Below are 13,996 nucleotides of genomic sequence, written 5' to 3'. Positions count from 1 at the left end.
CATAAAACTAGGAGTATGGCTATGAAGGCTGCTGTTGTCACTCACGATCATCAGGTTAACGTTACCGAGAAAAAGCTGCGTCCTCTCCAGCACGGTGAAGCCCTGTTAAAAATGGAGTGTTGTGGCGTCTGCCACACCGATCTGCACGTTAAAAACGGTGATTTTGGTGATAAGACCGGGGTTATTCTCGGCCACGAAGGCGTGGGCGTGGTCACTGAAGTTGGCCCGGGCGTCACTTCGTTGAAAATCGGCGATCGTGCTAGCGTGGCGTGGTTCTTCCAAGGCTGTGGCCACTGTGAATACTGTAACAGCGGCAACGAGACCCTGTGCCGCTCGGTGGTAAACGCCGGTTACACCGCCGATGGCGGGATGGCTGAAGAGTGCATCGTTACCGCCGACTATTCGGTTAAAGTGCCGGATGGCCTCGACTCTGCCGCCGCCAGCAGCATCACCTGCGCCGGCGTCACCACCTACAAAGCGGTGAAAATTTCCGGTATCAAACCTGGGCAGTGGATTGCCATCTACGGCCTTGGCGGTCTGGGCAACCTGGCGCTGCAATATGCGAAGAACGTCTTTAACGCCAAAGTTATCGCGCTGGACGTCAACGATGCCCAGCTGCAGCTTGCAAAAGAGATGGGCGCTGATTTGGTTATCAACTCACGCAGCGAAGATGCGGCCAAAATTGTGCAGGAGAAAACCGGAGGCGCACACGCCGCGGTCGTGACTGCCGTTGCCAAAGCCGCGTTTAACTCCGCTGTTGACGCCGTACGCGCCGGTGGCCGCGTGGTCGCCGTTGGCCTGCCGCCGGAATCGATGAGCTTAGATATCCCGCGTCTGGTGCTGGACGGTATTCAGGTAGTGGGTTCTTTAGTTGGCACGCGTCAGGATCTGATGGAAGCCTTCCAGTTCGCTGCCGAAGGCAAAGTGGTGCCGAAAGTGACCATGCGTCCGTTAAACGACATCAACGCCATTTTTAAAGAGATGGAGCAAGGCCAGATCCGTGGCCGCATGGTGATTGATTTACGCCATTAATACTCAGCGCCTCTCTTGCGAGAGAGGCGCAACTGCCTTAAATACAGCGCCCAGTCGCACAGCCGTACATCATCACCAGCGGATAAATCGGCACTAACAGAACCCCCGCATAGGGCGACATTACCTTGGTTTTATCATTAATCGTCACGACAATTGGCGTCTTCAGCGTTGTACTGTCATCGAGTTCATCTTTAATCACCGACGTCCAGAACCCATCGGTCTGAAACTTCACGCCGTAATACCCCTGCTCCATTGCCGTGGCACGATATTCCGTCGTCAGCCGTTGACGCTGCGCCTCATCAAGCCGACTACCATCGACAATCGCCGTATACTCGGCCACCACTTCATTACTGTTGACGTTAAAGTTCACCCGCACGCCCAGAATCTGCTTCTGGTAACGTTCATAGAAGGTTTTGTAGCGCAAAAATTCTCCGCGCAGGCCGCTGCGGAAGAAACGATAACTATGCTGCGCCGAGTTAGCGACGATGCTGTCGTCAGTGGTTTTGATCTTGACGATCGTTTCGTTAGCCGGCAGCGACGGCTGGCTGACGCAGCCGCTCAGGAATACCGCCAGTGCAACCATCACTGACTTTAGCATGCCCATTCTTTTTTCACTCCAACGCCATTTTTATCTGCACTCACCGTACCCGTCAGTACAAGGATTGTTAAATCCAAATCTGGTAGGTTTTCAGCCACCAGCCCGCAGGCTTAAGCGACAGCCAGCCGGCGCTGATAACGGGCATACAGTAAAAGTGAAGTCATCGCCAGGAATGACAGCGCCGCCGCAGGCAGCGCCACCGAATTCCAGCCAAAGTTTAGCGTTATCATCAAGCCACCGAAAAATGCGCCAATCGCGCTACCGAGGTTAAAGGCAATCTGTCCACCAGCCGCGCCCAGCATTTCTCCACCCTTCGCATTTTGCAGCAGCATAATTTGTAGCGGCGCGGAGAGCGCAAACAGCCCGGCGCAGCAGATAAACGCCAGCGTCAGCGATGCTACCTTCATGCCTCCCAGCAGGAAAATCAGCAGCAGTGCTACCACAATAACGCCATCGGTAGTGGTGGCTATCCGTAGCGGGCTATAGCGCCCTGAAAGTTTGCCGCTCAGAATATTGCCCAGCACCATGCCAAGGCCCGCCAGCATCATAATGAACATTATCGCGCCTTCGGAGAAGCCGGAAACGTTCATCATAAATGGCTTGATATAGCTAAACCACGCGAACACACCTGCGTTACCAAACATGGTGGCCGCGAAAATCAGCCACGGCGCGGGGCTTTTCAAAAAATGAAACTGCTCGCGCAACCGAGCGTCGGATTTATCAAATAGCGTCGGCACCCAGGCGAGGATCGCCACCAGCACCGCCACGTCAAACAGCGCAATGGCGACAAAGGTATAGCGCCAGCTAAACTGATGCCCCAACCACGTTCCGGCGGGCACCCCCACCAAATTCGCCACCGTCATCCCGGCAATCATGCCAGCCACCGCAGCTGTCACCCTCCCGCGAGGCGCAATTTTTGACAGGATAATCGCCCCTACGCCGAAAAACGCCCCATGCGGAAATCCCGACACCAGCCTTCCTAGCGCCAGCATGGTATAGCTGGAGGAGAGCATGAAAATGGTATTTCCAATAACGCACAGCGCCGCCAGCAGCAGCATGATAGATTTCAGCGAGAAGCGCGTCGAAAACAGCGCAATGATCGGCGCACCAATTACCACGCCAAAGGCATACCAAGAGATCATATTCCCAGCCGCCGGGATCGAAATACCCACGTCGTGCGCCAGTTCCGGCAGGACGCCCATAATGCCAAACTCAGCCATTCCCAGGCCAAACGTACCCAGTGCCAGCGCAAAAATCGTTTTTTTCATCCGTCTAATCACTTGTTTATATTGGCTTTGCGGGACGGCATTATTGACCATTCGCCTGTGACAGGCCAGACAAAAACGCGTGACGGCGGGTTTATCCATAAAGACAGCAGAAATGCAGGCAGTTGAAGGTTTACCCACATCCGAGATCCACTCAGGTAAAAAAAAGCGGCTTAACGATCCCCAAAAATAGGAATCCTTAAACCGCTTTCAGGCAACCGGAAAGAAAATTACTTCATGCCTTCCGAATTCTCTTTCTGCGCCTCGACGCGCTCAACATCACGATACCAACGCGGGTGATGTTTCTGCGCCCAGCGACGACTGACTTTGCCTTCAATCATGCCTTTAATTGACCCTTTAACCCAAAACGCCATATACATATGGATAAGGATCGCATGAATCAGAATGATTGCCGTGGTCGCATGAATCAGTAACGCGTAACGAATCACCGGAATCGGGAAGTACTGCGCAAAGTAAGGTCGCCAGATAATCACCCCGGTTACCAGCAGCACGAAAATCATGCTCATAATGGTCCAGAACATCATCTTCTGCCCGGCATTATATTTGCCGACCTTCGCCACTTTATGCTCGTTGCCTTTCAGCACTTCGACAATCCCCAGCACCCACGGAATATCTTGCTTATCCGGAATGTTGTGATGAACAAAGCGCACAAACATAAACATCAGCACCACGAAAATCAGTACGCCAAAAAACGGGTGCAGAATACGCCCCATCTGCGGTGTCCCGAAAGTTTCGGTCAGCCACTGTAGCGTTGGGAAGAAGAACGATATCCCCGAAACCGCCACCAAGAAGAAGCAGATAACCACCGTCCAGTGACAAGCGCGATCGATAAACTTGGTGCGCACAATCATTTTCGACTTACTCATGGCCATCCTCCTCTTCGTCATCATCCACCTCTTTGTTCGGGCCAATCCCAATATAGTGATAGATAAGCCCGGCAAAGGTAGCGATAAAGCCGGCGGCAGACAGCGGTTTCAGCGCCCCTTTCCACAGATTAATGCTGGTATCAATCGCCGGATCCTTCGGCAGCTTGTGATACAACTCTGGCTGGTCCGCATGATGCAACACGTACATCACGTGCGTGCCGCCGACGCCCTGAGGATTGTAGATACCGGCCTGTGGATAGCCACGTTTCTTGAGCTTATCCACCCGCTCCTGCGCTACATCCAGCATCTCTTTCTTGGTGCCGAAATGGATAGCGCCGGTCGGACAGGTTTTCACACAGGCCGGTTCCTGGCCCACGCTCACACGGTCAACGCACAGGGTGCATTTATATACCCGATTATCCTCTTTATTGAGGCGCGGAATATTAAACGGACACCCGGCGATGCAGTAACCACAGCCGATACAGTTATCCTGCTGGAAATCGACGATCCCGTTGGCGTACTGAATAATCGCACCCGCAGATGGGCAAGCCTTCAGACAGCCCGGATCCTCACAATGCATACAGCCGTCTTTACGAATCAGCCACTCCAGCTTGCCGTTCTGTTCGGTTTCGCTAAAACGCATCACCGTCCAGGATTTGGCGCTCAAATCGGCGGGGTTATCGTAAACCCCCACGCAATGCCCAACCTCGTCGCGGATATCATTCCACTCGGAGCAGGCCACCTGGCAGGCTTTACAGCCCACGCAGGAAGAGACATCAATCAGCTTGGCAACTTCTTCTTTATAATCCCGCGCACGTGGCGCGGGGGTTATGGAATTAGTTGCAGAGCGTTTAATAATGTCTTGTGTTTCCATCGCCATTAAAACGCTCCTTACGCTTTCTCGATGTTAACCAGAAACGCTTTATATTCCGGCGTTTGCGAGTTGGAATCGCCGACGTTCGGCGTCAGGGTATTGGCAATATAGCCCTTGCGCGCCACGCCCTCGTAGCCCCAGTGCAGCGGGATACCGACGGTTTCCACCTGCTGACCGTTAACCTGCAGAGTTTGCAAACGACGAGTCACCACCGCCACCGCACGAATAAAGCCGCGCTGACTGCTCACCGTGACACGATCGCCATTGGCAATCCCTTTGGCCTTCGCCAGCCCTTCGCTGATTTCCACAAACTGCTCTGGCTGCGCAATCGCATTAAGACGTGCGTGCTTGGTCCACGTATGGAAATGCTCGGTCAGACGATAGGTGGTGCCCACGTACGGGAACTTATCTTTCTTGCCAAGGCGTACCGCATCTTGTTCATACAGACGGACAACCGGGCTTGAGATGACGTTCGGGTGCAGCGGGTTGGTGCCCAGCGGCGTTTCCATCGGCTCGTAGTGTTCTGGGAACGGCCCTTCTGCCAGCTTATCGAGGGCAAACAGACGCCCTAAGCCTTCCGGCTGCATGATAAACGGATTGGTGTTGCTGCCCGGTGGCGCGGTATTAAAGTCCGGAATATCGTTACCGTCCCATTTTGTCCCGTTCCACTTGATCAGCATCCGTTTCGCATCCCACGGCTTACCGTTCACATCCGCCGATGCGCGGTTGTACAGTACGCGGCGGTTCAGCGGCCATGCCCATGCCCAACCCAGCGTATTGCCCAGACCCGATGGGTCAGCATTATCGCGGTTGGCCATCTGGTTACCCTGTTCGGTCCAGCTCCCGGCGTAAATCCAGCAGGATGACGCCGTGGTCCCGTCGTCACGCAGCAGCGCAAAGCTGTTGAGCAACTGACCTTTTTTCGCGACCAGCATGCCGTTGGCATCATAGAGATCTGCCAACGCAACGCCGTTGTTCTCTTTGGCAACCTCTTCCGATTCCGGATGATCAGGCTGCTTATAGTGCCAGCCCATTTTCAGCAGCGGCTCAGTGCCTTTACCGCCTTCATTGCGATACATCTCGCGTAGACGGTGATAAATACCGGCTAAGATCTCGCCGTCATTCCGTGCTTCGCCCGGTGCGTCCTGACCTTTCCAGTGCCACTGCAACCAGCGACCGGAGTTAGCAATCGAACCGTCCTCTTCGGCAAAACAGGTTGATGGCAAGCGGAACACTTCGGTCTGAATGGTTGACGGGTCAACATCGTTAGACTCACCGTGGTTCTGCCAGAAGGTGGATGTTTCAGTCACCAGCGGATCGATAACCACCATGTACTTCAGCTTGCTCAGGCTACGAACCACTTTGTTCTTATCTGGGAACGACGCCACCGGGTTAAAGCCCTGGCAGATGTAACCGGTGACCTTACCGTTATCCATCATGTTGAAGTATTTGATAACGTCGTAAGCTTGGTCCCATTTTGGCAACCAGTTAAAGCCCCATTCGTTATCTTTCGTCGCAGCGTCACCATAGAAAGACTTCATCAGGCTGACGTAGAACTTCGGATAGTTGCCCCAGTAGTTCACCTGATCCGGCAGCGTCGCCTTCGGCGTATTAGCAGCCAGATAGCTTTGCAGGTCGGCCTGCTTATCCGATGGCAGCGTCAGGTAACCCGGCAGACTGGTCGACAGCAGGCCAAGGTCGGTTAACCCCTGAATGTTCGAGTGACCGCGCAAGGCGTTCACGCCGCCGCCCGCCATGCCCATATTGCCCAGCAGCAGCTGGATCATCGCCATGGTACGGATGTTCTGCGCGCCGACGGTGTGCTGAGTCCAACCCAGCGCATACAGGAAGGTGGTGGTACGGTCAGCCGCGCTGGTTGAGGCCAGCACTTCGCAAACTTTCAGGAAATCAGCCTTCGGCGTACCGCAGATGTTTTCCACGACATCCGGCGTATAGCGAGAGACATGCTCTTTGAGCAAGTTCCACACGCAGCGCGGGTCAGTCAGCGTTTCATCACGTTTGGCATAGCCGTTTTCATCGAACTGATAGTTCCAGGACGACTTGTCGTACTGCCGTTTTTCGGCATCATAACCGCTAAATAAGCCATCATCGAAAGCGAAATCATCACGCACCAGCAGGTTGGCGTTGGTGTAATGCTTCACGTACTCGGCGTTGATTTTATTGTTTTCGATGAGATACAGCAGCACGCCCGACAGGAAGGTAATGTCGGTACCGGAACGAATTGGCGCATAGATATCCGCCACCGACGCCGTACGCGTAAAGCGCGGGTCGACGACAATCAGCGTCGCATCGTTATTGTTTTTCGCTTCCATCGCCCAGCGGAATCCGACCGGGTGGGCTTCAGCGGCGTTGCCGCCCATCACCATCACGACGTTAGCGTTTTTGATATCAACCCAGTGGTTGGTCATCGCACCGCGACCAAATGTTGGAGCAAGACTTGCTACCGTTGGTCCGTGTCAGACGCGCGCTTGGTTGTCTACCGCCAGCATGCCGAGCGAGCGCACAAACTTCTGCGTCAGCATGCCGGTCTCATTACTTGCCGCAGATGCGCACAGCATCCCGGTGGAGAGCCAGCGGTTAACCGTCACGCCCTGCTCATTTTTCTCCACAAAGTTGGCGTCGCGGTCGGCCTTCATCAATTTTGCGATGCGATCGAAGGCTTCATTCCACGAGATACGCTGCCATTTATCGGAGCCAGGCGCGCGATATTCAGGGTAACGCAGGCGACTTTCACTGTTGACATAGTCAAGCAGACCGGCACCTTTAGGGCACAGTGCACCGCGACTGACAGGATGATCCGGATCGCCTTCAATATGATAGATGGCTTCACGGGTATTTTTCGCCCCATCGCCCAGGCTATACATTAATAGCCCACAACCTACGGAGCAGTATGTGCAGGAATTACGAACTTCTTTGGCACGCAGTAATTTAAAATTGCGCGCCTGAGCCAGCGCTAATTTTGGGGCAAACCCCAACGCTGCAGCCGTTGTCCCAGCCATACCGCCCGCGCAGATTTTAAAAAACTTTCTGCGGCTGACGTCCATTGTTTTCCTCATTGTATGGATGTGCTTCGCGGCCAAAACTAACAGCAATGCCCCTGATTTTTTTGCGTCAAATCAATGTCGAAAACTGAGGCCCCCTTAATAGTCATCGTTGGCGATTTTAATTAATCCTTTAGGGTTAACCGACGAGGAAAAATATCACCGATGCTGGCGAAAAAATGCTATAACCGCAGACTTCGTTGGTTAATGCATCAGGTCAGGCATGGATAAGAAAAGAGCAACGCTCATTGGGTTTAGCGCCATTATTTTGTGGAGTACGATGGTCGGACTTATTCGCGGCGTTAGCGAGGGACTGGGGCCAGTTGGCGGCGCAGCGATGATCTACAGTCTCAGCGGTATCTTGCTGATTTTTACCGTTGGTTTTCCGCAATTGCGCCAAATACCGCCACGCTATCTGCTGGTCGGCAGTGTGTTCTTTGTCAGCTATGAGATGTGCCTTGCACTCTCTCTAGGCTACGCGGGGACGCGTCAGCAGGCGATTGAAGTGGGCATGGTTAATTACCTGTGGCCCAGTCTGACCATTTTGTTTGCTATTGTCTTCAACGGCCAAAAAACCACTTGGCTGGTTATTCCTGGATTATTACTGTCGCTGGTTGGCGTCACCTGGGTATTAGGCGGCGAACACGGACTGGATATTGCAGAAATAAGCAGCAACGTTATCTCCAGCCCACTGAGCTATATTCTGGCATTCGTTGGCGCGTTTATCTGGGCAGCATACTGTACGGTCACCACCAAGTTCGCCAAAGGCAAAAACGGCATCACCCTTTTTGTTTTATTAACGGCGCTGAGTCTGTGGGTGAAATTTTTGATAAGCGATCAGCCGCCAATGGTCTTCAGTTGGCCGGTGGTGATTAAACTGCTGACCTGCGCCATGTCATTAGGATTAGCCTATGCGGCTTGGAATGTGGGAATTTTACACGGTAACGTCAGCCTGTTGGCGGCGGCGTCCTATTTTACGCCGGTGCTTTCATCAGCGCTGGCGGCATTTTTGTTAAGCGCCGCCCTTTCGTGGTCATTCTGGCAAGGTGCCGCCATGGTCTGCATTGGCTCTCTGCTGTGCTGGCAGGCGACGCGGCGCTAATCACCGTACAGCTTGATGCTTAGAATGTTGGTAATGGCGCGACCATTCCAATGATATTCCAGATGCTCGGCCTGTAAAATCTGGGTGACCAGACAAGGCCGATACAGCACAAAGCAGGTGTGCCCTATATGACGAACCGAACGGTAATGAATGCCGTCGCGGTTATGCATTTTTTGCGTCTGGGCGAAAGCTTTTGACTGGCTGTAATCGGTGGCGTGATAGAGCGGTGAAGAGATAAAGGGTTCATCGGTAATATCGACTAAGGTGGCATCAAACTTGGTGCATAACACCCGCATCTGGATCTTTTGCGCCGGTTCATCCGTATAGCCAAGCATGCGCTCTTGATGGTACACCGTCTCCTTGATAGCGGTATCCATCTGAGGCGCGCAATAATAGCCACCAAAATCGCCGGTGGTAAATCGCGCCCCTTCCGGATTAATGTGCGTAAAGGCCGCCATCACGTAGCTGCTACCATGCAATCCTACCAGCCAATCGTCTTTCGGCACCCGCATCAGTTCGCCTGCCGATTCCAGCAACCGCTCATTGGTTAGCGCTTCAACGGCCCATACGGCTTCAAGTTCATCGCTATTGGCGACATCTTCAAATAAATCGATAGTCGGATAACGGCTGGGAATGATGCGGTAAGCCGTCACGTTGTTAAATTCGACCAAGGGTGCGGTTTCGGTACTCAAGCCATCCCCCCGCGCCAAGATTGAAGACGCGTAGCAACCTCGTACAGATCGGCAACCCGTCCGCCATTCATCACTTCCATCGCTGAACGACCGGCGAAGAACGGATGGGTATTCGGTTTACGCACCCAGCCATAGATGCTGTCATCCGCAGAAAACAGCAGCCGCAGGCACTTATGAATATTCAGGATGTAGCTCATTCGCTCCTGAATATCGATGCTCAGGCGGATGCCGCCGTTCGACTCTTTGTACTTGTTCAATGTTGAACGTGAACTGATACCCAGCAATCGCAGTTGTTCATCTGTGCTGCAGTGCCACTTTTCCAAAATCCGGAAGACTACCGGCAACGCTTTGCTGGTATCAATATTGCCGTTTACGTGGCTTTCTTGTGCTGTGGCCATATTGCCTCCTGTTTATTGATGCGGGACATTGCGTCATGTAGCGCAATGTCCACTTATCAACAATACTAGCGCAAGCGTTCAATAATGTACATAAGCAGTGTAAGACGCCGCTTGATTGTGCACACTGAGCAGCAGATGTTGCCTTATCGGGCCAACGAAGGAAATGTAGGCCCGATAAGCGAAGCGCCATCGGGCATTAATGTACGATGTAACTGATTAAGTTCACGCCACCTCAGGCACTTTCGCCAGCCCGCGCCAGATCCCTAGTGCCAGCACCAACAACAACACACCAGCCGTACCCAGCGCCACGCTGTGCGCACTGATAAACGCCGTCTGCGCCGCTTCGACAAGCGCCTGCGCTGGGATCACAGGCAGCGACTGCGCCAGCTGCATGGCTTCACCAATAGACGACGCAGCACGCGCGGCGGATGCGCTATCTAACGTTTGCGGTACCACAATCGCTGCGCCGTAGCTGCGCGTCAGGATCAGACCAAACAAGGCAATCCCTAACCCGGCACCCAGCTCATAGGCCATAGTCTCAATGGCTCCGGCTGCCGCCGCCTTCTCTTTCGGCGCTGCTGCCATAATCGCCGAGGTTGACGCCAGTAGCGCACTGGCGGCACTAAAGCCCAGCAGTGCCATCAGGCCCCACGCCTGCCACTGTTGAGTGCTAAAATCCGTCACCGACAGGCCCAGGAAGCTAAACGCACTCAGCAGCATGCCGCCGGTTGCCACCTGACGCAGCCCCAGCTTTGACACCAGTACGCCGGCAATCGGCCCGCTAAAACCACTGGCAACCATCACCGGCAGCATAAACATTCCGGCTTCAAACGGCGTTTTCTGATGCACAAACTGCAGCTCTTGCGCCATCAACAGTTCGAAGCCCACCAGCGTGACCAGCGCAGTCATCGCCATCACCACACCGCTTAGAATAATGCGATGAGTAAACAGGCGCATATCGATCATAGGCTTGGCCGCCGCCAGCTGTTGGCGGACAAAAGTCACCAGCAGCAACATGCCGCCCAACGCCACGAGGCCGACAATCCATAACGCCATCTGCCCTTTAAGCGCCGATTTCGCGCTGTAGACCAGCATCAGAATCGCCGCAATTAGCATCAGCGCTTGAGTCAGGTTCAGCGGTTGCTCGCGGCGCGTCGGTTGACGTGGAACCAGCCGCGCGCTGCAAAGCATCACTACCAGCACAATCGGCACGTTAATTAAAAATACCGAACCCCAGTAGAAGTGCTCCAGCAGCAGCCCCCCCACCAGCGGACCAAACGCCGCCCCACCGGAACCCACCGCCGCCCACAGCCCGAGCGCCATGTTGCGCTGTTTCGCCTGCGCAAAGGTGCTACGGATCCCCGCCAGCGTTGCCGGGACAATCATTGCGGCCCCTACCGCTAGCAGCGAACGGGAAGCGATAAGCGCCATCGCGGTTGGTGAAAAAGCCGCCGCCAGTGAGGCAATACCAAATATCCCGCTGCCGAGCAGCAGCAAACGTTTAAAACCAATTTTATCGCCGAGTGCACCCATCGGCAGGACCATCCCGGCCATCACTAATGAATAAATATCAATGATCCACAGCAGCTCATTGCCGCTGGTTCCCAGCGCAACGCTTAACGTCGGTGCCGCAACGTGCAGCACGGTGGCATCAATCGCCACCGGAATATAGACCATTAAAATTGCCATAAGCGTTAACCATTGGCGTGACATAACGTAAATCCTCTGTTCATTTATCTTGGACATTTGTCCAGGAAAAGGATCCTGCCGGAATGTTGAACGCATGTCCAATTCTTTGTTATTCTCAGGTAAACCTCAGCTAAACGAAGAAATATGAACTATTTATCCCGGGATGAACGGCGTGAAGTGATCCTCAAAGCGGCCATGCAGGTGGCGCTAAGCGGCGGCTTTACAACGATGACCGTACGTCATATCGCCACGGTCGCTGGCGTCGCAAGCGGCCAGGTGCACCACCACTTCACTTCCATTGGCGAACTCAAAGCGCTGGCTTTCGTGCGGCTAATCCGCGAAATGCTCGACATGCCGCTGGTGGCCGATGATGCCAACTGGCACGAGCGGCTATTCGCCATGGTCGGCAGTGACGATGGTCGCCTGGAACCCTATATCCGCCTATGGCGTGAAGCGCAGCTGTTGGCCGACAGCGATAACGATATTAAGGGCGCTTATCTGCTGACGATGGACATGTGGCATAAAGAGACCGTCGCGCTCATTTTACAAGGCACAGAGGCCAATGAATTTCGTCCTATCGATAGCGCAGAAAATATTGCTTGGCGATTAATTGCGTTGGTATGTGGATTAGACGGAATTTACGCGTTGGGCATGAATGAAATTAATGACGAAACCTTTACTCGCTATATACAACATTATATTACGATAGAGCTTAACCCCGCTTAATTTACACTTAGTAACAATTAACAACGTTTTATTCACAGCGCGTTTTCTTACAACGCGCTTTTTTTATCTATTCTTCAACGATAAAGAGATAAAACGGCCTGGCGATAATAATCCCCCCTTCCATACTTCGCTGTTTTTCCTTTGTTTCTTTTTTATGGTGCTGCTCTCGAGGGTATTATGGCAAATAATGAGAAAGAGAATCATTATCTTTTAAAAGACTGGAAACCTGAAAACTCGGCCTTTTGGGAAAACAAAGGAAAATCAATTGCAAGGAGAAACCTGTGGATTTCCGTTGCCTGCTTATTACTTGCCTTCTGCGTATGGATGTTATTTAGCGCAGTTGCGGTCAATCTCAATAAAGTTGGTTTTAATTTCACTACCGATCAGCTTTTTTTATTAACCGCACTCCCTTCGCTTTCCGGTGCGATATTACGCGTACCCTACTCCTTTATGGTGCCTATCTTAGGCGGACGCCGCTGGACGGTTCTCAGCACGATAATCCTGATTGTTCCCTGCATCTGGTTGGCGATCGCCATTCAAAACACCGCTACTCCATATTGGGTATTTATCACCATCGCGCTGCTGTGTGGTTTTGCCGGCGCCAACTTTGCCTCAAGCATGGGTAATATCAGTTTCTTCTTCCCGAAAGCCAAGCAAGGCAGCGCGCTGGGCGTTAATGGCGGTTTGGGCAACCTCGGCGTCAGCGTGATGCAGATGGTAGCCCCGGCGGTGATTTTCCTGCCAATGTTCGCCTTTATCGGCTTCCACGGCGTGACGCAGGAAGACGGTTCAACCCTTGCACTCAGCAACGCTGCCATCATCTGGGTGCCGCTGCTGGTTATCGCCACGATTGCCGCCTGGTTTGGCATGAACGATATCGCCAGCTCAAAAGCCTCTGTGCGCGATCAACTTCCGGTACTTAAGCGCCCGCACATGTGGCTGTTAAGCCTGCTCTATCTCGCCACTTTCGGTTCGTTTATCGGCTTCTCCGCAGGCTTTGCCATGCTGGCAAAAACCCAGTTCCCGGACGTTAACATCCTCAAGCTGGCCTTCTTCGGGCCGTTTATTGGCGCGCTGGCGCGTTCCTTTGGCGGAGTGATTTCCGACCGTCTGGGTGGCGTGAAAGTCACGCTGGTTAACTTTATTCTGATGGCGCTATTCAGCGGTCTGCTGTTCCTGACCTTGCCAGGCACTGGTTCCGGCAGCTTTGTCGCCTTCTACGTGGTGTTTATGGGGCTCTTCCTGACTGCCGGTCTGGGAAGCGGCTCGACCTTCCAGATGATTGCGGTGATCTTCCGTCAAATCACCATCGATAGCGTCAAAAAACGCGGCGGCAGCGATGAAGAGGCCCAGCATGAAGCAGTAACCGATACGGCCGCGGCACTGGGCTTCATCTCCGCTATTGGCGCTGTCGGCGGGTTCTTCATTCCAAAAGCATTTGGTACCTCTTTGGCTATGACCGGCTCGCCGGTCGGTGCCATGAAAGTTTTCTTTGTCTTTTACATTGTCTGCGTACTGGTGACGTGGCTGGTCTATGGCCGTCGTAAACCAGCAAAACAATAACGAGAAATTTGCCGGATGGCGGCTAACGCCTTATCCGGCCTACAGGATCGTGCGGTGTTGTAGGCCGGATAAGACGCCGTTGCGTCACCATCCGGCGACGGCACGATG

The 13,996-nt window shown here is 53.5% G+C and carries 12 protein-coding genes; 4 read left to right on the top strand and 8 right to left on the bottom strand.

What is annotated here, in order from left to right; genetic code table 11:
• The first annotated feature begins 21 nt into the window (after window positions 1-21).
• Window positions 22-1,032, top strand: a complete 1,011-nt coding sequence (gene adhP / locus AB4K05_RS08990) for an alcohol dehydrogenase AdhP (protein ID WP_368479632.1) — start codon at window positions 22-24, stop codon at window positions 1,030-1,032.
• Window positions 1,033-1,069: 37 nt separating this feature from the next.
• Here the strand turns inward: adhP and AB4K05_RS08985 are convergent, their stop codons facing one another.
• The 5 genes from AB4K05_RS08985 to fdnG form a co-directional block, all read right to left on the bottom strand.
• Window positions 1,070-1,630, bottom strand: coding sequence for a hypothetical protein (locus AB4K05_RS08985; protein ID WP_368479631.1), 561 nt, complete (start codon window positions 1,628-1,630; stop codon window positions 1,070-1,072).
• 110 nt (window positions 1,631-1,740) lie between these two features.
• Window positions 1,741-2,898 carry an MFS transporter AraJ gene (araJ, locus tag AB4K05_RS08980; protein ID WP_368479630.1) on the bottom strand — a complete coding sequence of 386 codons (1,158 nt, stop codon included), beginning with the start codon at window positions 2,896-2,898 and terminating at the stop codon, window positions 1,741-1,743.
• A gap of 227 nt (window positions 2,899-3,125) precedes the next feature.
• Window positions 3,126-3,782: a formate dehydrogenase-N subunit gamma gene (gene fdnI / locus AB4K05_RS08975; protein ID WP_368479629.1), complete on the bottom strand. Its 657-nt coding sequence runs from the start codon at window positions 3,780-3,782 to the stop codon at window positions 3,126-3,128.
• Window positions 3,775-4,662, bottom strand: coding sequence for a formate dehydrogenase subunit beta (fdxH, locus tag AB4K05_RS08970; RefSeq protein ID WP_368479628.1), 888 nt, complete (start codon window positions 4,660-4,662; stop codon window positions 3,775-3,777). Before fdxH ends, fdnI begins: the two co-directional genes overlap by 8 nt.
• Before the next feature lie 11 nt (window positions 4,663-4,673).
• Entirely contained in the window at window positions 4,674-7,721 is a 3,048-nt protein-coding gene (gene fdnG / locus AB4K05_RS08965; protein ID WP_368479627.1) for a formate dehydrogenase-N subunit alpha, read from the bottom strand.
• A 220-nt stretch (window positions 7,722-7,941) separates the two neighbouring features.
• Here fdnG and yddG point away from each other — a divergent pair, with 220 nt between their 5' ends.
• On the top strand, window positions 7,942-8,820 hold the full coding sequence (gene yddG / locus AB4K05_RS08960) for an aromatic amino acid DMT transporter YddG (protein WP_368479626.1): 879 nt from the start codon (window positions 7,942-7,944) through the stop codon (window positions 8,818-8,820).
• Here the strand turns inward: yddG and AB4K05_RS08955 are convergent.
• The 3 genes from AB4K05_RS08955 to AB4K05_RS08945 all read right to left on the bottom strand — a co-directional run bounded on the left by AB4K05_RS08955 (window position 8,817) and on the right by AB4K05_RS08945 (window position 11,623).
• Window positions 8,817-9,512 carry an RES family NAD+ phosphorylase gene (locus tag AB4K05_RS08955; protein WP_368479625.1) on the bottom strand — a complete coding sequence of 232 codons (696 nt, stop codon included), beginning with the start codon at window positions 9,510-9,512 and terminating at the stop codon, window positions 8,817-8,819. The genes yddG and AB4K05_RS08955 overlap by 4 nt on opposite strands.
• The gene (locus AB4K05_RS08950) at window positions 9,509-9,910 is read right to left on the bottom strand and encodes an antitoxin Xre-like helix-turn-helix domain-containing protein (protein ID WP_368479624.1); all 402 of its coding nucleotides are present in this window, start codon (window positions 9,908-9,910) and stop codon (window positions 9,509-9,511) included. The genes AB4K05_RS08955 and AB4K05_RS08950 overlap by 4 nt, the downstream gene beginning before the upstream one ends.
• A 222-nt stretch (window positions 9,911-10,132) precedes the next feature.
• Window positions 10,133-11,623, bottom strand: a complete 1,491-nt coding sequence (locus tag AB4K05_RS08945) for an MFS transporter (RefSeq protein ID WP_368479623.1) — start codon at window positions 11,621-11,623, stop codon at window positions 10,133-10,135.
• A 120-nt stretch (window positions 11,624-11,743) separates the two neighbouring features.
• Here AB4K05_RS08945 and AB4K05_RS08940 point away from each other — a divergent pair, with 120 nt between their 5' ends.
• Both AB4K05_RS08940 and AB4K05_RS08935 read left to right on the top strand, forming a co-directional pair.
• Window positions 11,744-12,325, top strand: a complete 582-nt coding sequence (locus tag AB4K05_RS08940) for a TetR family transcriptional regulator (protein ID WP_368479622.1) — start codon at window positions 11,744-11,746, stop codon at window positions 12,323-12,325.
• A 174-nt stretch (window positions 12,326-12,499) separates the two neighbouring features.
• Window positions 12,500-13,888: a NarK family nitrate/nitrite MFS transporter gene (locus tag AB4K05_RS08935; protein ID WP_368479733.1), complete on the top strand. Its 1,389-nt coding sequence runs from the start codon at window positions 12,500-12,502 to the stop codon at window positions 13,886-13,888.
• The last annotated feature ends 108 nt before the right edge of the window (window positions 13,889-13,996 follow it).

It is taken from the genome of Kluyvera sp. STS39-E, assembly GCF_040932435.1.
Lineage (GTDB): Bacteria > Pseudomonadota > Gammaproteobacteria > Enterobacterales > Enterobacteriaceae > Kluyvera.
This window is presented reverse-complemented; position numbering and strand designations above follow the sequence as displayed.